The sequence below is a fragment of the Pantoea ananatis PA13 genome (assembly GCF_000233595.1).
In the GTDB taxonomy this organism is placed as follows: domain Bacteria; phylum Pseudomonadota; class Gammaproteobacteria; order Enterobacterales; family Enterobacteriaceae; genus Pantoea; species Pantoea ananatis.
On sequence record NC_017554.1, the window covers coordinates 404,434 to 427,488 of the forward strand.

The 23,055-nt window shown below is 54.1% G+C and carries 24 protein-coding genes; 18 read left to right on the plus strand and 6 right to left on the minus strand.

Features of this window, described 5'->3' with window-relative positions; translation table 11 throughout:
• Positions 1–85 precede the first annotated feature (85 nt).
• From hslO to PAGR_RS01860, 4 genes are read right to left on the minus strand one after another with little or no spacing between them, the layout of a single operon-like run.
• Positions 86–952: an Hsp33 family molecular chaperone HslO gene (hslO, locus tag PAGR_RS01845; RefSeq protein ID WP_013027518.1), complete on the minus strand. Its 867-nt coding sequence runs from the start codon at positions 950–952 to the stop codon at positions 86–88.
• Positions 953–997: 45 nt separating this feature from the next.
• A complete protein-coding gene (gene hslR, locus PAGR_RS01850; RefSeq protein ID WP_013027517.1) occupies positions 998–1,399 on the minus strand; it encodes a ribosome-associated heat shock protein Hsp15 in 402 nt (133 codons plus the stop codon).
• Positions 1,396–2,061 carry a GMP/IMP nucleotidase gene (gene yrfG / locus PAGR_RS01855; protein WP_370620537.1) on the minus strand — a complete coding sequence of 222 codons (666 nt, stop codon included), beginning with the start codon at positions 2,059–2,061 and terminating at the stop codon, positions 1,396–1,398. Before yrfG ends, hslR begins: the two co-directional genes overlap by 4 nt.
• Before the next feature lie 56 nt (positions 2,062–2,117).
• Positions 2,118–4,253 (minus strand): intracellular growth attenuator family protein, encoded by a 2,136-nt coding sequence (locus PAGR_RS01860; RefSeq protein WP_013027515.1) that lies wholly within the window; start codon positions 4,251–4,253, stop codon positions 2,118–2,120.
• Between the two features lie 382 nt (positions 4,254–4,635).
• Here PAGR_RS01860 and nudE point away from each other — a divergent pair, with 382 nt between their 5' ends.
• Entirely contained in the window at positions 4,636–5,202 is a 567-nt protein-coding gene (gene nudE / locus PAGR_RS01865; RefSeq protein WP_013027514.1) for an ADP compounds hydrolase NudE, read from the plus strand.
• Positions 5,203–5,257: 55 nt separating this feature from the next.
• On the opposite strand, the gene mrcA is transcribed toward nudE, so the two are convergent.
• Positions 5,258–7,810, minus strand: a complete 2,553-nt coding sequence (gene mrcA, locus PAGR_RS01870; RefSeq protein WP_014604852.1) for a peptidoglycan glycosyltransferase/peptidoglycan DD-transpeptidase MrcA — start codon at positions 7,808–7,810, stop codon at positions 5,258–5,260.
• 116 nt (positions 7,811–7,926) lie between these two features.
• On the opposite strand from mrcA, the gene pilM reads away from it, so the two are divergent.
• The 13 genes from pilM to PAGR_RS01935 all read left to right on the plus strand — a co-directional run bounded on the left by pilM (position 7,927) and on the right by PAGR_RS01935 (position 19,373).
• Positions 7,927–8,730, plus strand: coding sequence for a type IV pilus biogenesis protein PilM (gene pilM / locus PAGR_RS01875; protein ID WP_014604853.1), 804 nt, complete (start codon positions 7,927–7,929; stop codon positions 8,728–8,730).
• Positions 8,730–9,272, plus strand: coding sequence for a PilN domain-containing protein (locus PAGR_RS01880; RefSeq protein ID WP_014604854.1), 543 nt, complete (start codon positions 8,730–8,732; stop codon positions 9,270–9,272). Before pilM ends, PAGR_RS01880 begins: the two co-directional genes overlap by 1 nt.
• On the plus strand, positions 9,265–9,753 hold the full coding sequence (locus PAGR_RS01885; RefSeq protein WP_014604855.1) for a HofO family protein: 489 nt from the start codon (positions 9,265–9,267) through the stop codon (positions 9,751–9,753). Before PAGR_RS01880 ends, PAGR_RS01885 begins: the two co-directional genes overlap by 8 nt.
• Positions 9,740–10,132: a HofP DNA utilization family protein gene (locus tag PAGR_RS01890; RefSeq protein ID WP_014604856.1), complete on the plus strand. Its 393-nt coding sequence runs from the start codon at positions 9,740–9,742 to the stop codon at positions 10,130–10,132. Before PAGR_RS01885 ends, PAGR_RS01890 begins: the two co-directional genes overlap by 14 nt.
• Entirely contained in the window at positions 10,065–11,336 is a 1,272-nt protein-coding gene (gene hofQ / locus PAGR_RS01895) for a DNA uptake porin HofQ (RefSeq protein ID WP_014604857.1), read from the plus strand. The genes PAGR_RS01890 and hofQ overlap by 68 nt, the downstream gene beginning before the upstream one ends.
• Before the next feature lie 363 nt (positions 11,337–11,699).
• A complete protein-coding gene (gene aroK / locus PAGR_RS01900; RefSeq protein ID WP_013027507.1) occupies positions 11,700–12,221 on the plus strand; it encodes a shikimate kinase AroK in 522 nt (173 codons plus the stop codon).
• A gap of 38 nt (positions 12,222–12,259) precedes the next feature.
• Positions 12,260–13,348, plus strand: a complete 1,089-nt coding sequence (aroB, locus tag PAGR_RS01905; RefSeq protein WP_014594780.1) for a 3-dehydroquinate synthase — start codon at positions 12,260–12,262, stop codon at positions 13,346–13,348.
• A gap of 71 nt (positions 13,349–13,419) precedes the next feature.
• Positions 13,420–14,472 carry an SPOR domain-containing protein gene (locus PAGR_RS01910; RefSeq protein ID WP_014604858.1) on the plus strand — a complete coding sequence of 351 codons (1,053 nt, stop codon included), beginning with the start codon at positions 13,420–13,422 and terminating at the stop codon, positions 14,470–14,472.
• Positions 14,473–14,568: 96 nt separating this feature from the next.
• A complete protein-coding gene (gene dam / locus PAGR_RS01915) occupies positions 14,569–15,381 on the plus strand; it encodes an adenine-specific DNA-methyltransferase (protein ID WP_013027504.1) in 813 nt (270 codons plus the stop codon).
• A 66-nt stretch (positions 15,382–15,447) separates the two neighbouring features.
• Positions 15,448–16,131, plus strand: coding sequence for a ribulose-phosphate 3-epimerase (rpe, locus tag PAGR_RS01920; RefSeq protein ID WP_014594778.1), 684 nt, complete (start codon positions 15,448–15,450; stop codon positions 16,129–16,131).
• The gene (locus tag PAGR_RS01925; RefSeq protein ID WP_014604859.1) at positions 16,115–16,792 is read left to right on the plus strand and encodes a phosphoglycolate phosphatase; all 678 of its coding nucleotides are present in this window, start codon (positions 16,115–16,117) and stop codon (positions 16,790–16,792) included. The genes rpe and PAGR_RS01925 overlap by 17 nt, the downstream gene beginning before the upstream one ends.
• A gap of 17 nt (positions 16,793–16,809) precedes the next feature.
• Positions 16,810–17,814, plus strand: coding sequence for a tryptophan--tRNA ligase (trpS, locus tag PAGR_RS01930; protein WP_013027501.1), 1,005 nt, complete (start codon positions 16,810–16,812; stop codon positions 17,812–17,814).
• A 275-nt stretch (positions 17,815–18,089) separates the two neighbouring features.
• On the plus strand, positions 18,090–19,373 hold the full coding sequence (locus PAGR_RS01935; protein ID WP_014594776.1) for a cytosine deaminase: 1,284 nt from the start codon (positions 18,090–18,092) through the stop codon (positions 19,371–19,373).
• A gap of 36 nt (positions 19,374–19,409) precedes the next feature.
• On the opposite strand, the gene tsgA is transcribed toward PAGR_RS01935, so the two are convergent.
• The gene (gene tsgA / locus PAGR_RS01940; protein ID WP_013027499.1) at positions 19,410–20,588 is read right to left on the minus strand and encodes an MFS transporter TsgA; all 1,179 of its coding nucleotides are present in this window, start codon (positions 20,586–20,588) and stop codon (positions 19,410–19,412) included.
• Between the two features lie 260 nt (positions 20,589–20,848).
• Here tsgA and ppiA point away from each other — a divergent pair, with 260 nt between their 5' ends.
• From ppiA to PAGR_RS01955, 4 genes are all read left to right on the plus strand, one after another.
• Positions 20,849–21,421, plus strand: coding sequence for a peptidylprolyl isomerase A (gene ppiA, locus PAGR_RS01945; protein WP_014604860.1), 573 nt, complete (start codon positions 20,849–20,851; stop codon positions 21,419–21,421).
• A 78-nt stretch (positions 21,422–21,499) separates the two neighbouring features.
• Positions 21,500–21,670: a FicA/YhfG family antitoxin gene (gene ficA / locus PAGR_RS22895; RefSeq protein WP_013027497.1), complete on the plus strand. Its 171-nt coding sequence runs from the start codon at positions 21,500–21,502 to the stop codon at positions 21,668–21,670.
• Positions 21,660–22,259 (plus strand): putative adenosine monophosphate-protein transferase Fic, encoded by a 600-nt coding sequence (locus tag PAGR_RS01950; RefSeq protein ID WP_014604861.1) that lies wholly within the window; start codon positions 21,660–21,662, stop codon positions 22,257–22,259. The genes ficA and PAGR_RS01950 overlap by 11 nt, the downstream gene beginning before the upstream one ends.
• Before the next feature lie 170 nt (positions 22,260–22,429).
• Complete coding sequence (locus PAGR_RS01955) at positions 22,430–23,005, plus strand: aminodeoxychorismate synthase component II (protein WP_014594773.1); 576 nt, start codon at positions 22,430–22,432, stop codon at positions 23,003–23,005.
• Positions 23,006–23,055: the final 50 nt, after the last annotated feature.

Below are 23,055 nucleotides of genomic sequence, written 5' to 3' on the forward strand. Positions count from 1 at the left end.
TATGAAAGTAAAAAAAGATAATTTGCTAAGTAAATTAATGGCATAGCAGTGAGGCAGGCAGGGCGGCATAACCGCCCTGGTCCGATCAGTGAAGTCGATTGCTGTTCTCAACGGAGTTGCTGCGGATCCCGGCAATGTCTACCGCATCGAATACGTAATGCGATCCACAATAGTCGCAGTTCATATCGATTTTGCCATCTTCTGCAATGATCTCGTCAACTTCTTCCTGCGGCAGGGTTTTCAGCACCTCGCTACAGCGTTCGCGTGAACATGTGCATTTATAAACAACCGGCTGCGGATCGTAAACGGTCACCTCTTCCTGGTGATAAAGCCGCCACAGGACATCGGTTGCAGGCAAATCAATCAGCTCTTCGGTTTTAATGGTTTCTGTCAGCGTCGCCAGATGCTCAAAATCATCTTTACTCGTGTCCTGAGCCGGTAGGACCTGCAGCAGAATCCCGGCTGCGCCTGCGTCGCTGGTGCGGATAAACAGTCGGGTCGGCAATTGCTCTGAGCGCATAAAGTAGTCTTCCAGACAGTCGCTCAGCGTGTCACCTTCCAGTCCTACCACGCCCTGATAACGCTCGCCCTTTTCAGGCGTGATGGTGATAACCAGATAGCCGTTACCCACCATGCTTTTGAGCGTGCTGTCGTCAGGAATGTCACCTTTCATGCGGGCTATGCCACGTAACTCCTGCTGATTATTACCATTGATCACGGCTAAGGTCAGGGGGCCATCGCCTTGAAGCTGCACGGTAATTTCCCCGTCAAATTTAAGCGTGGCGGTCAGCAAGCTGGTTGCCACCAGTAACTCCCCCAGCAGCGTTTGTACGGCTGGCGGGTAGTCGTGATTTTTAAGGATAGCGTGCCAGGTGTTTGAAACATTAACCAGTTCGCCGCGGACGGCAGCATTTTCAAACAAATAGCGGCGCAGTTGATCTTGTACAGACATAGTTTTTCTCTCTTTTGGCGGACGATAACCGGCTCAGTAGCCGGTTTACTCATCGCCCGATAACTTAAACTTCATCAAATCGCGGCGTTCTTTCTTATCGGGCCGGCGATCGGGATGGGGCATGGTCAGCGCATTCATCTTGCGTGCCAGAGCCACTTTTTCACGTTTTTCAATACTGGCTTCGGTTTCGCGGTAAAGCAGCTGTGCTTCACTGGCGGGGCGCCGCTGCTCGCTGATTTCGGCAATGACGACTGTTCGCTCCTCATTGCCCTGACGCAGGGTTAACTCAGCATCCCGTTCGACCAGTTTACTGGGTTTACTCCGCTGACCATTGTAATGAACCTTGCCACCTTCAATCATTTCGCGCGCAATCGAGCGGGTTTTGTAGAACCGTGCCGCCCAAAGCCATTTATCAAGACGAACGCCTTCGTCGGGTTTCTCTTTCATTGCTGCTCCCAGAACGGAATCAGTGTGCGGTAGTCGCTGATCGCACAGTGACGCTGAAAGTGTTGTTCAGGACGGCCAGAGTCAGGATTACTGACGCCCAGGCACCAGCCGATTCCCCATGATTTGGCGGCATCGAGGATGATTTCGCTGTCATCGATGAACAATGTCCGCGATGCATCAAAGCCAGTGTGCTGCTCAACCGCCTGCCACAAACGCTGATCTTCTTTCGGATAGCCAAAGGTATGGGTGGAAAGCAATAAATCAAGGTGTGGTGCTAAAGCTGTCTGTTTGAGTTTCACATCCAGATTCCAGGGATGCGCATTGGTCAGCAGGATGGTGCGCTTACCCGCGCGACGCAGTGCCTGTAGAAAAGGCAGCGTATCCGCGCGGATACTGACCCGGTGACGTTGTTCCCAGGTCATGGCATGAATGTCCAACTGCAACGCCTGTGACCAGTAATCCAGACAATACCAGTTTAGCGTATGCGCTACGGCCTGATATTTTTCTTCAATAATCAGCCGGGCCTGAGCAGCAGGGATGCCGCGTTGGGTGCTCAGGATGTCAGGGACATGCTCCAGCCAGAAAAAGCGGTCAAACGCCAAATCAAGCAGCGTGCCGTCCATATCGAGCAGCACGGTGTCAATGTCGGACCCGTTGAACATCATGGCAATTCACCCGTTGCTTGTCAGCGCAACAGGGTAGCACAGTTGCAGGTGGCTCAGAATATGGAGCGCACGCCCTGTATAGTGTTAAGCGAGGGATTAAAGCACTTATCGTAATACTGCTGGATAGCAAGCATTCGCTGGCGGTTAAGATGGATGCGCCGCAGTGCCAGCAGACCGTTGGTAATGGCGCAGGTCAGCAACACGATAAGCAACAGTGCAGCGCCCAGATAGCGCCATTTTGCCATGGCGTCAGGCTCATTGTGCAGGGCGATATGACGCGTGCCGTTGGCATCGGTATAAATGCCGGTAATGATGCCTGTAGCGCTAAACGGTGTGTGCAGCAACAAGGAGGACAGACGCTGCAGCTCTTGCCACTGCGAACCCGCATCCAGATCAAACAGAGGAACGGCAGGCTGAGGCTGATTGACGAGCTGATGCCCTTCATCACTGGCGATAACAAACCCGCCTGGCGGTGGGCTGTTCAGGTTTTCTGCGGCGCGGCGCGTTTCGCGGAAGAAGAAGGTAGAGGTTGCCGTGTGCACCAGGTTTTCCAGCGCCTCCGCACTGACCGGACGCAACAGGACATTCATCCCGTTTAGCTGGCCAGAATCGGCACGGCTGACTAAGGTGTCCCAGTCTTTGGCATTCCCCAGATTGACCAGCGCATTTTTGAGTCGCATACAGTCCTGTGCCTGATTGCAAAGCGCCTGCGTTTTTAACACGAGGTCCGAAAAGTCATCCAGCAGAATCATGCCTGATTTCTGAATCGCCGACGCTAACTGTGGGTTCAGTTTGGGATCGGTGTTCGTTTCAGGATGGAGCTGCCTGGTGGTGGTGTCCAGCAACGCCGAGGCTTTCTCAATAATATCTGAGTGGGGCAGCGGCAGCGGTGTGGCGTTATTCCAGTAAATTTGCGAGCAATCGAACGGCATATAAGTATAGGTGCGGTTGCTTTGGTAGTTGTCCGGTACCGCACACATACCGGTTCCGGTGACCTTAAGGCTGTCGCCTACTTTAAGATCTTCACGACTCAGTTGGTTTACGCTATTCACATCCAGGCTCTCCGTCCCTTTAGCCCATGCCAGACTGAGTTTAATGGGCATACTGAGGGGGATCCAGGTGATCAACAAGGCCAGAACAATCAGCGAGCCAACGGCAAGAACAACATTTTTCCGCCAGCGCTGTAGCGGAAAATTCCTTACCTCGTCCTGAAGGGAAAGGAAGCGCCCCTGGCGTACTACCTGACGATTCAGATAAATATCGACATCCGTTACCTGACCAAGATCGTGCGCGACGTAAGGCTGCCAGTGTGCAGGATAAGCCAGATCGATGATCCCCAGCGTAATGTTGCTCTGCTCCTGATTTGACTCCCCAAACAGGCCCCAGCGCTTGGGGGCCCCGCGCAGGCAGTGAATTTCGCGCAGGCCATTTTCACCCGGTACGCGATACATCAGCCACAGGCTGGCGACAATCATCATGCCAGCAAGGACGGACAGCCAGATCATCAGGCTCGCGGGCAGCAGCAAACCAATAAAAAACAGCAGCAGGGCAAATGAGATAATTACGGCTTCGCGCGTGCCATCGGGACGAGACAGTCGGTATTCTTCCAGCGTTTCTTTGCGTACTCGTACCAGCTCGACGTTTTCACTTTCGGCTTTACGGATCGAGGCGTTGGTGGAGGACGGACGTATCAGATTGGGTAGCGACTGCTGATCGATAGCGTAATCCACCAGAGAATGCCCGTTCAAAGAGATGATCAAGGGGATCGACTGGGTGCGGATTAACTCAACGTAGTTTTCGTCCGTAATATACTGTTCCCACAGCGGCGGCAAATGCACTTCGACTTCATCGAGGTAGTAGCGCCACTTATGCGGATCGTCCGTGGAAAGGCCATAACGGGTTATCGCCCGCGTAACAGGGTAAACGTTGTTGCTTTGTGCCGTGAGCACCAGTTTTTCATGACGACGACGGGTTTCACCCGGGCTGAGGATACGGGGCTGTTTTTCCAGTGCGGCAAGGTATTGTTCAACCGCCTTGCGCTCCCGCTCAGAGAGTTTACGGCAGGGCGGACTAATAAATGGCAGCGGTTTCGCCAACGGCGGCCTGCGCCGCATAGCGTACCAAAATCCAATACCTGCCAGAATTGAACAGGTTAGCACTACGGCCAATATAATAATTATTGTGCTCATGCTTTGCTCAATTCAGCCAAAATACTGCCTTCACTTTAAACTTATTATCCCCAGATGCGCCGGATAGTTAAGACGACTTATGGGAGGTTAAACAACGCTGACAAGTTTAACAATAAACGAAATAGTAATGTAAATCATTTAATTAGGCGTTATTACATCACACATTGCCAGAATAGTAACCACAGTGCACAGGTTATTGTATCGGCATTGTCTGAATTTTGGCGTGAGATATTGACTAACACAAATTTTTTGTACCTGAGAAACCAGTGTTATCGTAGAAAAACAACATACGCTTCGCGTGCGCCTTGAGAGTCGCACAATGGCGGAGGGTTAGGTATGCTAATTCGTTCCTGAGTGCTGGCGCAGCAAGTTTGAGGCTGATATGAGAAAGTCGTTAAAAAAACCGGACATCCTCAATGTAGAAACCGTGGCGAAGTCACGATTGTTTACTGTTGAAGCGGTAGATCTGGCCTTTAGTAATGGCGCACGGCGTATCTACGAGCGCATGAAGCCCTCAGAACGTGAAGCGGTGATGATCGTGCCGATTATTGACGATCACCTGGTGCTGATTGAAGAGTACGCGGTGGGCCTGGAGAGCTACGAACTGGGCTTTCCAAAAGGCTTAATTGATCCGGGTGAAACCGTAAATCAGGCTGCCGATCGGGAACTTAAAGAAGAAGCGGGATTTGGTGCGGGTCAACTGACCACCCTGGGAAAACTGACCCTGGCGCCGTCCTACTTTTCCAGCAAGATGAATATTGTGGTGGCGGAAGGGCTTTATCAGGAGAAGCTGGAAGGTGATGAGCCTGAACCGCTGGTCGTCCATCACTGGCCGTTGAGCAATCTGCTGGCTTTGTTGCAGGAGCCTGATTTTCGCGAGGCACGCAACGTCAGCGCATTGTTTATGGTGCGTGAGTGGCTGGTGAAGCAGGGACGTATCAGTTATTGATGGGCCGTAAAAGCAGTTTTCGGTGAGCAGGGGCGACTTGCGCCGCCCCTGAAGATTAAAACAGTTCGTGGCTCTCGCCATTATCCATGATGGTTGTCCCTGCATCATGTACCGAATACTCGGTTGGCTGAGTACCATTGATAAAGTATTCCTGGCGCGTATTGCCCCCGCCGTTGGCCAGTTTGCCGGTGCTGCGATCGATAGTAACCGTCACAATCCCCTCTGGTGGCGTCAGCGGCTGCACAGGAACGCCCTCCAGGGCAACCTTCATGAAGTCATCCCAGGCAGGCTGTGCACTCTTCGCGCCGCCCTCGTAACCCGAAATCTGATCGGGAATGGCGCCGGAAAGCGTACTGCGGCCCAGATCGCGGCGCGCATCGTCAAAACCAATCCACACCGAGGTCACCACGCCAGGCCCGTACCCCGAGAACCAGGCATCTTTGGAACTGTTGGTTGTCCCCGTTTTACCACCGATGTCATTACGTTTCAGGTCGCGGCCGGCACGCCAGCCTGTTCCCATCCAGCCCGGTTCGCCAAAAATGTTACTGTTCAGCGCGCTCTTAATCAGGAATGACAGCGGTGTATTAATCACATGTGGCGCATACAGCTGTTCGCCACCTGACTGTGGCTGTGCAGGTACCTGCTCCAGCTCAGGCTGCGGCACCGTCTGGTTTTGCTGCTGAGCGGAAGGCGCAACGTTCTCAACGCTTTCGGCGTTCAGCGCCAACGCTTTTTTGGTTTCACCGTAAATCACGGGCAGGTTGCACTGTGGACAGGCAATTCTCGGTTTTTCTTCGAAAACGGTTTGTCCCTGCTCATTTTCAATCTTGCTGATGAAGTAAGGATCAATCAGGAAACCGCCATTCGCCATAACCGAGTAGCCGCGCACGACCTGCAGAGGCGTAAACGAGGCTGCACCAAGGGCCAGCGATTCGGTATGCACAATATTCTGAGCCGGGAAGCCAAAGCGCTGTAGGTACTCTGCAGCATAGTCCACGCCCATCGCACGCATCGCACGCACCATCACCACGTTTTTCGACTGGCCAAGGCCCTGACGCAGACGAATCGGACCATCGTAGGTCGGCGGGGAGTTCTTCGGACGCCAGTCAGCCCCGGCACCCGCATCCCAGCGGGAAATAGGAACGTCATTAAGTATGGATGCCAGAGTTAATCCCCGATCCATCGCGGCCGTGTAGAGGAACGGTTTGATGTTCGAACCGACCTGGCGCAGGGCCTGGGTGGCGCGGTTAAACATGCTTTGGTTAAAGTCAAAACCGCCCACCAGCGCACGCACGGCACCGTTGGCAGGATCCAGCGAAACCAGCGCCGAGTTAACATCCGGCACCTGGCCCAGCCACCATGTCTCACCGACCTGGCGCACCCAAACCTGCTGGCCCGGCTGCAGAACCTGAGTAATGCTCTTAGGGGTTGGCCCCTGCGCCGTGTCCGACTTAAAGGCACGCGCCCAGCGCACGCCTGCCATGGTCAGCGAGACGTTGCTGCCATCTTTCATCATAACGGTGGCTTCATCGCTCTGGACATGTGTGACCACAGCCGGGTGAAGCGGGCCGTATAACGGCAGGTCTTTTAACGCCTTAACAATCTGCGCCTGCCCCCACGCGGGCTCGCCAACTTTCCACAGCACGCTGGTAGGGCCGCGGTAGCCGTGGCGCATATCGTAGGCCATCACGTTATTCCGAACGGCCTCCTGCGCGGACTGCTGCAGACGACGTGTGACGGTGGTATAAACCTTGTAGCCATCGGTATAGGCGTTGTTGCCATAACGTTTTACCATCTCCTGACGCACCATCTCACTCAGATAAGGCGCAGCGAAGACGATTTTAGGCCCATGATAAGTGGACACTAAAGGCGTATTACGTGCTTCATCGTACTGTTGCTGGGTGATGTAGTGCTGATCCAGCATGCGGGCAAGGACGACGTTGCGGCGTGCTACCGCACGGCTGTGCGAATAAAGCGGGTTAAACGTCGAAGGCGCTTTAGGCAGGCCTGCGATGGTCGCCATTTCACTTAATGAAAGCTCATTGACAGGCTTACCAAAATAAACCTGTGAGGCTGCGCCCACGCCGTAAGCCCGATAGCCGAGATAGATTTTATTCAGATACAGCTCAAGAATTTCGTCTTTATTCAGCAGCTGCTCGATGCGAATCGCCAGGAAGGCTTCCTTTATCTTACGCATCAGGGAGCGTTCCGGACTCAGGAAAAAGTTACGCGCCAGCTGCTGGGTAATCGTACTGGCACCCTGAGAGGCATGACCTGACACCAGCGCAACGCTGGCAGCACGAAAAATCCCGATGGGATCCACACCGTGATGCTCATAGAAGCGGCTGTCTTCCGTGGCAATGAACGCTTTCACCATTTCAGGCGGAACCTGCTGCAGGCTAAGCGGTATACGGCGCATTTCACCGTACTGAGCGATAAGATCGCCCTCAGCGCTGTAAACCTGCATAGGGGTTTGCAAACGCACATCTTTCAGCGTGTTAACGTCGGGCAGCTGTGGCTCAATGTATTTGTACAAACCATAAATCGAGCCAGCTCCCAGCAAGATGCAACACACTGCAAGGATCAATAAATACTTTACGAACTTCACCTGAGATTTCCCATCTGTTGTCGTTTGGGCAGTTTATAAGCAACCGCGCAGTAGTATAAAGGCAAGCCAGACGCTTTGATATGTCCATTTTTCTGGACGATAAGGAGATCGCGCGCATGACTTTGCACACCTGGCAAATTGGGCTGGATATCCAGAACAGGCAGTGCTGCGCCATTGCCATCCTGCGTCGCCGCCAGGGCTGGCAGTTATGCCACTGGTGGCAGCAGCGGCTGGCGCAAGATACGTTAAGAAACGGCGTGCTGCAATCTTCCCCTGAATTGCTGACCGTGTTAACCCGCTGGCGCAAGCGCTTGCCTCTGCGCTACTCACTGCGTGTGGGCCTGCCTGCCCAGCTGGTATTGCAGCAGCCGCTTTCCCCTCCCGAACTGCCGTTAAAAGAACCCGCATTAAGCCGTTTCATCCTGGCGGCGGCCCAACGCCTTTTTCCCGTTGACGTGCGCGAACTGGCGCTGGATTACCGTCTCGATCCCACCCATAACCAGCTGTTTATTACGGCAGCCCGGCTTGATGTGGTGCAACAGTGGCTGGCCCCGCTGACGCAGGCAGGACTCAAGCCCCGCGTGTTTGAACTGGCTACGCATGCGCTAAAAATGGTGACTGAGCAGGCGCAATTAGCAGCGGGAAGTGTAGTGGTTTTACGACAGGATGCACGTTACCTGTGGAGTGACGGCATCAGTGCAGCATCTTTGGCTGAAGCGGACGGGTTATCGGCTCTGCGTGAGCAGGCCTTTCCGCAGGCAAGCCACCTGTTTTATTGCGATGCCGACAACCTCTCGTCTCCTGAGGGTACGCGTCCTTTTTCACCCTTCCAGCCACTTCGCTATCAGCCGCCTTTACCTGACAATCCCGGTGCGTTCGCGCTGGCAACCGGGCTGGCGCTGCGAAAGGAGGATCGCTGATGGTGGCGGTTAATCTTTTACCCTGGCGGGCGTGGCGCTGGCAGCGTCAAAGGCGCCAGAGCATTATCGCGCTGGGCCTGACATTACTGCTTTTAACGCTGGCGGTGCTCCTGTTGTACTGGCAGGAACATCAGGCTCTCATTCATGTCCGGCGGCAGCATGCTCAACTCAGTCCTGTTCTTGAGCGCCTTGTTGCGCGAGCAGAGCAGCAAAAACATCTGCTGCAACAGCTGGACGGGTTGCAGCAACAGCGCATCTGGCTTCGTCAGCAGTCCAGGCAATTCAGCGTCTGGCAGCAGCTTTGGCAGGACCTGCCGGTCATGCTGCCCGATGGGCTGTGGTTAACGCGGCTGGAAAAGCACGATGCGCAGTTGCTGCTGGAGGGCAGGGCACTGCAAATGCAGGCTATCCGCCATTTTCGTCAGCGCTTAACGGGTGTGGCTTTTTTTGCACAGATTCGGCAGGGCAATGTGCAGCGCCAGCCAGAAGGGGATTACCACTTCACGCTGCGCATTACACTCAAGGAGGAAGTCAGTGAGTAACGCTATGCAGCACTGGTTACAGTTAACCTGGCCGCTTCGCTATCTCAGCCTGCTGGCGGCAGCCTTTGGGCTGTTCTTTGTTGCCTGGTGGATGCTGTTGCAGCCGCAGCGGCGGGTAACGCACGAAGCCCGGCTTCAGTTGGCGCAGCAGCAGCAGCGGGTGCAACAGCGGCAGTTTCAGCTGGCTCAGCATCCTGACATTGCGACATTACAGGCTCAGTTGGTGCTGGAAACGGCAAGACAACCTGCAGCGCCACGCACGCTGGAGGCCATCATCGCGGAGCGGGGGACGCAGTTAATGCAGTGGCTTACTGATGAAGAGCCGAGGGTGCTGACGTTCCACCTGCAATGGGTGCAGTTTCAACCGCTGTTTTCAGCGTTGTCGCAATCAGCGACGGCATTTCCGGGGCGTTTTCAACTCACCGCACATCCGGCGCATCTGGTCGCGCAACTCTGGCTGCAATCCGATGAAGCCCGTTAGCGTCATCCTGGTATTGCTCTGCTGCGGCGCCGTTCATGCGCGCGATCCTTTTCGTCCTCTTCCCGGTACGGCTTGTCTGGCAGACGTTGAGCCGCTCAGCGAATGGCGCTTACAGGGCATTGTGGGTCGTGCGCCGAGGTTTCAGGGCTGGCTGGTGACGCCGCAGGGTCATGGCGTGAAAGTTCTCAGCGATCGCCCTTTCCCGATGGGGCCATGGCAAACCGTGCAGTTCACGTCGCGTACCCTTGAGCTGTCAGTACCGGGCAGTTGTTCATCTCAACGTTTCACCTTTCGTCTCAAAGGAAGCCTGCATGATAAGGACAGCGATTCTGACGTGGCTGGTGCTATGCCTGATGCCCGCTCACGCCAGCCACGATGACGGCTTAAGCCTGGCATTTGATGATGCACCTGTTGAACGTGTTTTGCAGGCGCTGGCTGATTATCAGCACATTAACCTGATGATTTCGCCTGAGGTTGAGGGAAGACTGTCATTGCGGCTGGAGAATGTACCCTGGCAACAGGCGCTGTCGCTGGTCGGCCGTATGGCTCGCCTGACCTTACTGGAAGAGGAGAACGTTCTGCTGGTTTATCCTGAGAGCTGGCAGCAGCAACGGCATGAGGCCGAAAAGGCACAACAGGCCGAAGCGTTACAGCAACAACCGCTGCAACAACGCAGGATCCCCCTGCACTATGCCAGTGCCAGCGACGTCCATCGCAGCCTGCAGAGCGAACGGCCATCGCTGATGACCGCGCGCGGCAGTGCAACGGTTGACAGCCGGACCAACAGCCTACTGCTGCGCGACAGCCCGTTGGCGCTTGAGGAGACTGCGCGCTGGATACGTGCGCTGGATGTCCCGCTGGAGCAGGTGGAACTGGCGGCGCATATCGTCACCATCAGCGAAGAGCACTTGCATGAACTGGGCGTCAACTGGCGGCTGTATAACGAAGGCGACGTCATAAATCGTGCATTACGTCATCCTTTACTTGATATTCCATTGGGGCTGAATTCCCACGACGTGTCTGTGGGCGTCACGCTGTCGCGGATTGGCGGTAAACTTCTGGATTTAGAACTCAGCGCTCTGGAGCAGGAAAATCAGGTGGAAATTATCGCCAGCCCGCGCTTGTTTACCTCCCACCAACAAACGGCATCCATTAAGCAAGGCACTGAAATCCCTTATGAAGTCTCTGCCGGCAACAGCGGAGCGACCAGCATTGAGTTCAAAGAGGCAGTGCTGGGCATGGAGGTCACGCCTGCCGTTTTAGGCAATGGCCGCATTCAGCTCAAAATACGCATCAGTCAGAACGTGCCGGGTCGGGCGGTTCAGACCGGCGATTCACAGGTTTTGTCCATTGATAAGCAGGAAATTGAAACTCAGGTCACGGTCAGTGACGGGCAAACGCTGGCGCTGGGGGGAATTTTTCATCAGCAGCGCACTCGCGGGCAGCGCCAGGTTCCGCTGCTCGGTAATCTTCCTGTTGTGGGCAGCCTGTTTCGGCAGCATGCAGAAGAGCAGAGAAAACGTGAGCTGGTCATTTTCATGACGCCGCGATTGGTCAGGGAAGCAGCGCTTTCGGCACGATAAAACGGAAAATGCGCCCATAAAGTCCAACTGCGTTGACGCAGGGCTGGAATTAGCTTACAAGGTTTAGCGATTTTTAACACGTTGTAAGCGTCTGTGTTGGAAAAACCAGGCAAGCAGATGAAAGAATTCCTCTGCTCGCCGTAATGTCACAACGCTGTACTGACGCATTACAGTTTCGCGAACGACGGGCCAATTCAGAAATGGATGTGCTGTAAGCAATATAATCGGTTGCCAAACAGCCTTGAGTGTTGAGATAATTTTTCGTCTGACTCTTGCTAACGCTCATGAGGTCTCAGTTCCTGTCCCGCCAGCAAAATGCTGAAAGCGGGGTATCATTAACGAATTCTTAGTAATACCGACAAAATGGCAGAGAAACGCAATATCTTTCTGGTTGGGCCGATGGGTGCCGGCAAAAGCACTATTGGCCGTCAGTTGGCTCAGCAACTCAATATGGAGTTCTTCGATTCCGATCAGGAAATTGAGCGACGCACCGGAGCGGATGTGGGCTGGGTTTTTGACGTTGAAGGCGAAGCTGGCTTCCGCGATCGTGAAGAAAAAATCATCAATGAACTGACCGAGAAGCAGGGCATCGTCCTGGCGACCGGCGGTGGCTCCGTAAAATCCCGGGAAACACGTAATCGTCTCTCCGCTCGCGGCGTCGTGGTGTATCTTGAAACCACTATTGAGAAACAACTGGCACGTACACAGCGTGATAAAAAACGCCCCTTACTGCAGGTAGAATCACCGCCGCGTGAAGTGCTTGAAGCGCTGGCAGGTGAACGTAACCCGCTTTATGAAGAGATCGCCGACGTCACTATCCGCACTGACGATCAAAGTGCAAAAGTGGTGGCGAATCAGATTATCCACATGTTGGAAAAAAGTTGATCCAACGTTTGAAGGCTCTTTGACAGGTATCGAGCATCATGGAGAAGATCACCGTTTCACTGGGGGAACGTAGTTACCCCATCACTATCGCCGCCGGACTGTTTAACGATCCGGCTTCTTTTTGGCCGTTAAAAGCGGGTGACAATGCCATGCTGGTGACCAACCAGACGCTGGCACCGCTCTACCTGGATAAGGTATCGGCTCTGCTGAAGGCGGCGGGGGTGAAAACGGATCAGGTGATTTTGCCCGACGGTGAGCAGTATAAAACGCTGACCGTGATGGATCAGGTCTTTACCGCACTACTGCAAAAACCCCACGGCCGTGATACTACGCTGGTGGCGCTTGGCGGTGGTGTCATTGGCGATCTAACGGGGTTTGCTGCGGCAAGCTATCAGCGCGGCGTGCGCTTTATTCAGGTACCGACAACGCTGCTGTCGCAGGTTGACTCATCGGTTGGCGGCAAAACGGCCGTTAACCATCCTCTTGGCAAAAACATGATCGGCGCGTTTTATCAGCCCGCCTCGGTGGTGATCGATACGGTATGTCTTCGTTCACTGCCGCCACGTGAACTGGCTTCCGGTCTGGCTGAAGTCATCAAGTATGGCATTATCCTGGACGGTGAATTCTTTCAGTGGCTTGAGCAGAATCTTGATGGGCTTCTGGCACTGGATGAATCTGCACTGGCCTGGTGTATTCGCCGCTGCTGCGAGTTGAAGGCGGAGGTCGTTGCCGCAGATGAGCACGAGCACGGTCAGCGCGCATTACTGAATCTGGGTCATACTTTTGGTCATGCCATTGAGGCCCATATGGGCTACGGCAACTGGTTACATGGTGAGGCGATTGCTGCCGGGATGGTCATGGCGGCGCGCACGGCGCAACGTCTGGGCCAGTTCAGCGCACAGGACACCGATCGCATCATTGCTTTACTGCAGCGGGCCGGTTTACCGGTGAACGGGCCAGTAGAGATGCAGGCAGAGGACTATTTGCCGCATATGATGCGTGACAAAAAAGTGCTGGCCGGTGAATTGCGTCTGATACTGCCGCTGTCCATTGGTCGCGCTGAAGTGCGCGGTGGCGTGGCTCATGATATGGTGATGGCTGCAATTAATGATTGCCAGAAATCTTGATATTAAGCAGGTAAGTGGTGACGCGGCGCGCAGGTGCGCAGTGCGGGATGCCGCTTTACGGAGGAGGCAAAATGGATGAGTTCAAACCGGATGATGAGTTAAAACCTGACGCCAGCGACCGTCGTCCCTCGCGCCCACGTAAATCGTCTTCTGCGACGAAAGCACCGGTATCGCGCCAGCATGTCATGATGGGCGTCGGGATTCTGGTGTTACTGCTGTTAGTGCTGGGAATCGGTTCTGCGCTCAACGGTTCTGACGACAGTAAGTCCTCTTCGGCCAGCGATAATAAGAACGCGCCTGCCAGCGGAGCCGCGGGAACGGGCAGCGAAAAAAATATTGATCTGAGTGGATCTACCGCCATGAGCGGTGGACAAAATGCCGCAGGGACTCAGCCGTCCTCTTCGACAGCGCAGAATGCACCGGGTACGGATTCTTCTGCCGGAGCGACAAATGCGCCACGCGATATTTCTATGCCGCCGGTGGCTTCAACGCCGACGCAGGCAGCGCCCGTTGAAACCCCAGCAAATCAGCAGCGCGTAACGTTACCCGGCGATCTCAACAGCGCCCTGACCAATCAACAGCAGCAGGTTGATGGCGCGGTGCAGGGAGCAGAAAACAGCAGCTCACTGCCTACGGCGCCCGCCACGGTTAGCGGCAAAGCCGGTTCAGCGCCAGCAACAACAGGCCGGGCGCCTTCAGGTCAGACCGCGGTCGCCCCACGTCACATGCGTGAGCAACCGGTCAAAACCGCGACTAAGCCCGCAGCCAGCGAGCACAAAACCCACACCACGCCAGCGCACACTGCCGCGAATACTGCGCCAGCTAAAGCCACTGGCAGCGGCGCAGCGGCGAGTAAATCGCTGCCTGGCGGCAATTACACTCTGCAGCTGAGCGGTGCCTCCAAAGCAGAAAGCCTGAATGCATGGGCCAGGAAACAGAATCTGAGCGCGTACCATGTGTATAAGACGACGCGCAATGGCCAACCCTGGTACGTGCTGGTGAGTGGTGCGTATGCAACGCCCGCGGACGCAAAACGCGCTGTAGCAACCTTGCCTGCCGCCGTCCGCGCACAGAACCCATGGGTAAAACCGGTCAGTCAGGTCAGGAAAGAAGCCAGCCAATAAATGATGTGGGACCGGCCGTTGCCGGTCCCGTTTTAAGCGCAGATCTGCTGTCGGTTTAACCACAGCCTCACAATAAGATGTAATTACCACGACAGCATGAAAAAAAATCGCGCTTTTTTGAAATGGGCGGGGGGAAAGTTTCCCTTAGTCGAAGAGATCCACCGTTACCTGCCGCAAGGTGATTGCCTGATCGAACCCTTTGTTGGCGCTGGCTCAGTGTTTCTCAACACCGATTTTGATCGCTATCATCTGGCCGATATCAACAACGATCTCATCAATCTCTACAACATCGTGAAAACGCGTACGGCAGATTTTATCCGCGATGCGCGTTTACTCTTTACGCCTGAAGGGAATAACGAAGCCTGCTATTACCAGCTCCGCACTGAATTCAATCTCAGCCAGGATGCTTATCAGCGTGCGCTGCTATTTCTCTATCTTAATCGTCATTGTTACAACGGCCTGTGTCGCTACAATTTACGCGGCGAGTTCAACGTCCCTTTTGGTCGCTACCGCAAACCATACTTTCCGGAAGCAGAGTTACTGTGGTTTGCCGAACGTGCGCAGAAAGCGACGTTTGTCTGTGAATCATACGATGTTACCCTGAACAATGCCCGGAAAGGCTCTGTGGTATATTGTGATCCGCCGTACGCGCCACTGTCCGCGACGGCTAACTTTACGGCTTACCACACCAATAGTTTCAGTCTGCATGAACAGCAGCATCTGGCACAGCTGGCGGCTAAGCTGGCGTCTGAGAGCCAGATTCCGGTACTGATTTCTAATCATGATACTGAGCTGACGCGTTGCTGGTATCAGGATGCCGTGTTACATGTGGTTAAAGTCCGGCGTTCTATTAGCCGAAGCATAACCGGCCGCACCAAGGTCGACGAACTGCTGGCACTCTATCGCTAGTCTGTTTCGTCCGCGGCCAGGGTATTTCGCCAGCAGCGATGCTGGCGCACAACAGTGGAGAATCGGATGAAACAATATTTGCTGGCCCCTTCCATCCTTTCGGCAGACTTTGCTCGCCTGGGTGAAGACACTGCGAAAGCACTGGCGGCCGGAGGCGACGTGGTTCACTTCGACGTTATGGACAACCACTATGTTCCCAATCTGACCATGGGACCGATGGTACTGAAAGCGTTGCGCGATTACGGTATTACGGCCCCAATCGATGTGCATTTAATGGTGAAGCCCGTGGATGCGTTAATTCCCGAGTTTGCCAAAGCCGGTGCCACCTACATTACTTTCCACCCGGAAGCCAGCGAGCATGTTGACCGTACGCTGCAGTTGATCAAAGAGCACGGTTGCAAAGCCGGCCTGGTCTTCAATCCCGCCACGCCGCTCAGCTACCTTGATTACGTGATGGATAAGCTGGATATCATTCTGCTGATGTCGGTGAACCCTGGCTTCGGCGGGCAGTCATTTATTCCCGGCACCCTGGATAAGCTACGTGAAGCGCGTAAGCGCATCGATCAGAGCGGCTACAGCATTCGTCTGGAAGTGGACGGCGGCGTGAAGATTGATAATATTGGCCAGATCGCCGCAGCAGGCGCGGATATGTTTGTGGCCGGTTCAGCCATCTTTGGCCATCCGGACTATAAAAAAGTAATCGATGACATGCGAAACGAGCTGGAGAAAGCCAATGGCTCATTTCACTGATATACGCGCACTGGCGTTCGATCTGGATGGTACGCTGGTCGACAGCGCGCCGGGCCTGGCTGACGCAATCGATCTGACGCTTGCGGATCTGCGTTTACCGGCTGCTGGCGTGGCGCGCGTGTCCACCTGGATTGGTAACGGTGCGGATATCATGATGGCCCGCGCGCTGACCTGGGCGCTGGGGCGTGAGCCACAGCAGGATGAGCAGCGTGATGCGCGAGTGCTCTTTGACAAGCACTATGCCAGTACCGTGGAAGCCGGCAGCACGCTGTTTCCTCAGGTTAAGGAAACGCTGGTAACCCTGCAGGCGCAGGGGATACCGATGGCGATTGTGACCAATAAGCCTACGCCGTTTGTCGCCCCGCTGCTGAAGTCTTTGGGGATTGATGACGCGTTTTCGCTGATTATTGGCGGTGATGACGTCGTAGCGAAAAAACCGCATCCTGCGGCCATTTTTTTGGTGCTGGGTAAATTTGGCCTGCTGCCCGCGCAGTTGCTGTTTGTCGGGGATTCGCGCAACGATATTTTGGCTGCGCAGTCGGCTGGTGTTCCCAATATTGGTATGACCTTTGGCTATAACTACGGCGAGCCTATTGCGACCAGCCAACCCGATCTCACCCTTGACTCTTTTGACGAACTTTTGCCCGCTATCGGGCGGTAATTTATCAGGACATAAGCATGAGCAAACCCATCGTTTTCAGCGGCGCACAGCCGTCCGGCGAACTGACCATTGGCAACTATATGGGTGCGCTGCGTCAGTGGGTGCAGATGCAGGATGATTTCCACTGCATTTACTGTATCGTCGACCTGCACGCGATCACCGTTCGCCAGGACCCGGCAGCACTGCGTAAAGCCACCTTAGATACGCTGGCGCTGTATCTGGCCTGTGGTATCGATCCCGAGAAAAGCACTATCTTCGTTCAGTCCCATGTGCCCGAGCACACGCAGCTCAGTTGGATCCTGAACTGCTACACCTATTTTGGTGAGCTGAACCGTATGACGCAGTTTAAAGACAAATCCTCGCGATATGAAGAAAACATCAACGCGGGATTGTTCAGCTATCCGGTGCTGATGGCTGCAGACATTTTGCTTTATCAGACGACGCAGGTGCCAGTGGGTGAAGACCAGAAACAGCACCTTGAACTGAGTCGCGACATTGCGAGCCGGTTTAACGCGTTGTATGGCGATATCTTTAAAGTGCCCGAGCCGTTCATTCCTAAATCTGGCGCACGCGTGATGTCCCTGCTGGAACCGACGAAAAAGATGTCTAAGTCGGACGATAACCGCAATAACGTTATCGGCCTGCTGGAAGATCCAAAATCCGTGGTCAAAAAAATCAAGCGCGCGATGACCGACTCGGAAGAGCCACCTGTCATTCGCTATGACATTAAAGAGAAGGCGGGCGTATCAAACCTGCTGGACATTCTGTCAGGCGTGACCGGCAAGCCCGTAACGGCGCTGGAGCAGGAGTTTGAAGGCAAAATGTACGGGCATCTGAAAGGCGCAGTAGCTGATGCGGTGTCCGGTATGCTGACTGATCTGCAGGAACGTTATCATCGCTTCCGTAACGATGAAGCGCTGCTGGAGCAGGTGATGCGTGACGGTGCGCAGAAAGCCCGTGCTCAGGCGCAGGAAACCCTGAAAAAGGTTTATGACGCTGTAGGTTTTGTCGCTCAGCCCTAATCGGCGGGTCAGGCATGTAAACGGCGAGCATAGGCTCGCCGTTTTGTTTTTACCACCAGCGTAATGTTTCGTGCAGGACAATCCGACAGCGGCGAATCACCTGTCTGGCGCTTATTGATGTACATCAATCGCAGTACGCTATACCTCTTAAGGGAGCGCTGCACGATTCAGCCCATTACCTTAAGTGAGGTCACTGACTTACAAAGTCATCTGGAGCAGGGCAACGCTATCGTGTTAGCTTTAATCAGCAGCGCTTAACGTATCAGGAGCCCGCAATGACAACCGCACCACTTCGATGGATAAACAATCTGCGTCTGCCCACACGTGACGGACTGTGGCAGATAGAAATTGCTGAAGGGAAAATCGTCCGAATGACGGCACAGCCTCAGCAGATATCTGCGGACGGCGCCTCGCTGGATGCGGAAGGTGGCCTGGCCCTTGCGCCTTTTATTGAACCTCATATTCACCTGGATACCACGCAAACCGCGGGAGAGCCAGCCTGGAACCAGTCCGGGACCTTGTTTGAGGGCATTGAGCGCTGGGCAGAGCGCAAAGCGTTGCTGAGTCATGAGGACGTCAAACGGCGGGCAATGCAGACGCTGAAGTGGCAAATAGCGAACGGCATACAGTATGTCCGTACCCATGTGGACGTATCCGATCCCACCTTAACGGCTCTCAAAGCGATGCTGGAACTTAAAGCGGAGATGGCACCCTGGATTGATATTCAGATCGTGGCGTTTCCGCAGGAAGGCATCCTGTCTTATCCCAATGGTGAAGCGCTTCTTGAAGAGGCGCTGCGGCTCGGCGCAGATGTCGTCGGGGCGATTCCTCATTTTGAATTCACCCGGGAATACGGCGTCGAGTCGTTGCATAAAACGTTCGCGCTGGCTAACCGTTATGACCGGCTGGTGGATGTGCACTGCGACGAAATTGACGATGAGCAGTCGCGCTTTGTTGAAACCGTGGCCGCGTTGGCCCACCGCGATGGCATGGGGGCACGCGTGACCGCAAGCCACACTACGGCGATGCACTCCTATAACGGTGCCTACACATCGCGTCTGTTTCGACTCCTGAAGCTCTCCGGGATTAACTTTGTAGCGAATCCGCTGGTCAATATTCATCTTCAGGGTCGTTTTGACAGTTACCCTAAGCGGCGCGGCATTACCCGTGTTAAAGAGCTTCTGGAGGCGGAGATTAACGTCTGCTTTGGTCACGATGATGTGTTTGATCCCTGGTATCCGCTGGGCACGGCCAATATGCTCCAGGTGCTGCATATGGGGCTACACGTGTGTCAGCTAATGGGCTATGAACAAATTAATGCCGGGCTCGATCTCATCACCCATCACAGTGCCAAAACGATGAATCTTGCAGAATACGGCATTCAACGCGGGCATGACGCCAGCTTGATTATCCTGCCAGCGGAAAACGGCTTTGACGCGGTGAGAAGACAGGTACCGGTGCGCTATTCGCTGCGTCGCGGAAAGGTGATCGCCGAGACTCAGCCTGCGAAAAGCGCAATCTGTTTAGAACAGTGGGAAGACGTGACGTTTAAACGCTGAAAGGCGAGGGCGGCACGGTGGCGCCGCCCAGAGAGATTAATGGGTGTTATGACCGTGGGAGCGGTGTTTGGTCACCAGACCTAACAGCACACACATAATAAACACCACCGCGTACAGGCCGTTTGCGGTTAACAGCGCGCTGTGAACGCCGCTGTTTTTCACAATCGGTGACGTCACAACAAAGGTCAGCATGGTGCCGACCGTGCCGCAGGTCAGAATAAAGTTAACCAGCTTGGGTGAGGCCACTTTGGTTTGCAGCGAGCCCAGGGTGATAATAGTGGTATAGATCGCGCTTGAGCTAAAGCCCAGCGTTAAGATAATCCATCTCAGCATGCTGGCGTCATGGCTGCTTACGAACCAGTACATCAACACCGTTGCCAGGCCTGCCAGCACCATCAAAATACGTTGCAGATCAAAGAAGCGCAGCAGGAAGCTGAACACCCACATACCGACCATGTAGGCGGTCCAGAAACTGCCCACCAGCTGACCGGCGTCGTCAATATTCATGCCCATGACTTTGGTCGCGTACTCTGGCACCCAGGAAATAAAGCCTAACTGGCCCAGGATGTAGCATAGCGCCGCAATGGCCAGAAACAGGACGCCAGCCCCCCATTTCTCTTTCTCAACGGTCGGGCTGTTCTCCGGCTTGCGCAGCACCGGGAATTCAACAAACAGCGTCATGATAAAAATGCCAACATAAATCACGCCAATACAGACGTAAACCCAGTACCACGGCAGATGACGCGCCAGCAGGATACCGGCAAGGATGGGGAAAATGGTGCCTGCCATGCTGAAGAACGAATCCGTAAACAGCAGACGTGAACCGCGCTGACGGCCTTCGTACATATGGGTTATCAGGAAGGTGCCAATCGACATGGTAATGCCGCTGACCACGCCAAGCACGAACATGCACAGTGAAAATACCGACAGATCGCGGCTGGTCATTAAGCCGATGACGGCTAACACCATCAGCACAAAGCCGAATATCAGCTGCCGTTTGAGCGGCACAATCACCATCAGCCAGGCATTAAGGAAAACCGCAGCCAGAATGCCACTGTTCAGGAAGGTGAAGGTGTTGCCCATACTGTCGATAGGAATCTGGAAATCTTTCGCGATATCGCCCATTACCATGCCGGTGACAATCACCAGTGCGCCGGTAAGCGCATACGAGAGAAAGCTAATCCAGGTAAGGCCGATACGATTACGATTTGTCATGTTCTGAACCTGTTAGGAAGCGGGAGAGCCTGAAGCGTCAGAAATTGTAAACGTAACCGTGATCTTAATAAACTAAGAGTGAAAACTGATGTCATTCATTTCATCAATACTGTGATTTTAGTCACGAAGCGCAAGCAACCTTATTCAGGCTCTGGTGGGTGCCTTTAGCGTAAATATAGGTAAAACGCTGGCTCTTGTATTACATGCTCTTTACAATCAATATCGTTTTTGAGCTGGCTCTCCAAAGTAAGGAATTACTCATGTTTAAACGTACTTTGACAGCGGCAGTTGCCCTGTTAGCGCTCTCTTCTGTTTCCGCCTCAGCTTTAGCGGCTAAAGGTGATACGCATGTTCTGCTTACCACCTCTGCTGGCAATATCGAACTCGAACTGAATAATCAAAAAGCACCGGTTTCAGTTAAAAACTTCGTGGATTACGTCAACAGCGGTTTCTATAACAACACGATTTTTCACCGCGTCATTCCTGGCTTTATGATCCAGGGCGGTGGCTTTACCAGTGAAATGCAGCAAAAACAGACCAACGCGCCGATTAAAAACGAAGCAGACAACGGCTTGCGCAACCTGCGTGGCACCATCTCAATGGCCCGTACCGCCGATAAAGACAGCGCCACCAGCCAGTTCTTCCTGAACGTTGCTGACAACGCTTTCCTGGATCACGGTCAACGTGATTTTGGTTACGCCGTATTTGGTAAGATTGTCAAAGGCCAGGACGTGGTGGATAAAATTTCTCAGGTGCCGACAAAAGACGTGGGCCCGTATCAGAATGTGCCAACCAAACCTGTGGTTATTTTGTCAGCGAAAGTCTTACCGTAATTTGATCCCATGCCATCTCGTCTCCGGCAAAGGGAAAATTTGCTCTTATACTTAGAGCAAACCTGAGCAGGAGGCGGTATGGCAAACAAACTCACAGATAAACAAAAAGCAGCGCTCTGGCAACAGCGGCGAAATGCCAGCTATCGGGCAAGCTGTCGGCTCGAAGGCTTTACCCTGACGGAACCGGAAATCAAGGGTGAAGATGCAGAAGCGCGTCTGGCCTCACTGAGGAGGCAATATGGCTGCTAACACTGCCGTCACTCAGGATCCCTACCTGTGGCAAAACGATACCGTACTGAAAAACCGTCTTGATATTCACGATGCCGCGCAGCTGCGTAAAGCCGAGTTAAGCTTTAGTGCCGCGCGCCTTGCCACGCTTGAACTGGGCCCGTGCAAGATCGGATTGCCCTACCTCTGCCATATTCACCGTACCCTGTTTCAGGACGTCTATAGCTGGGCCGGCGAACTGCGTACGCTGGACATCTGGCGCGACGAAACCCCTTTTTGTCATTTCGAGTACATCGAAAAAGAGGGAAATGCACTGATGGCGGCGCTGGAAGAGGAGAAAGCCTTGGCCTGTCTGCCTCAGGCTGAGTTTGTAAAACGGATTGCCTGGTACTATTGCGAAGTCAATATGCTGCATCCCTTCCGCGAAGGTAACGGCAGGGCGCAGCGTATTTTCTTTGAACAGCTGGCGCTGCATGCCGGCTACGTGCTGGAATGGGACAACCTGAGCGCCGAAGACTGGGTTGCGGCAAATCAGGCCAGTGCCGCCGGCGCGTTGCAGCCGCTGGAAAAGCTCTTTGCCCGTATCGTCAGTGAAGCCAAAGCCCCCTGATCCGCTTACGCCACAGGGCGGCGCCCCAGGTGCGTCGCCCTGCACGAAACCGGTTATCCTGCATCCCCACATCACACTCATCCTGAACAGCATGATAGGATAGCGCTCTGGTCATCACTCTGGATGCTGAACGCTCCGCGCATCCCTCCGGTCTGCCTGAAATCACAATCATGTTGCTGCTTATTGATAACTACGACTCGTTTACCTGGAACCTCTACCAGTATTTTTGCCAACTGGGTGCTCAGGTTCGGGTAGTAAGAAATGATGCTATTACCCTTGATGAGATGCGCACGCTGCCGCTGACTCATTTGGTGATTTCTCCCGGCCCCTGCACGCCCGATCAGAGCGGTATTTCATTGCAGGCCATCCGCCATTACGCTGGCCGTCTTCCTGTACTGGGCGTTTGCCTGGGCCATCAGGCGATAGCCCAGGTTTTTGGGGCGCAGATCGTCCGCGCTCGCGAGGTAATGCATGGTAAAACCTCGGCGGTGCAGCACAATGGTTGCGGCGTCTTCCGCGGTCTGAATCAGCCGTTGACCGTTACGCGCTACCATTCACTTATTGTCAAAACGGAAACCTTACCTGATGAGTTCGAGGTGACCGCATGGAGCCTGCGTAACGGCCAGCCGGATGAGATTATGGGGATTCGCCATAAAACGCTCGCACTGGAAGGCGTGCAGTTTCATCCAGAGAGCATCCTCAGTGAACAGGGACACCAGCTGTTGGCTAATTTCCTGCACCAGTAAAGTTGTGTTTGCCTTTAAGTGATTTTTTATGCATATTTCATGATTATTAT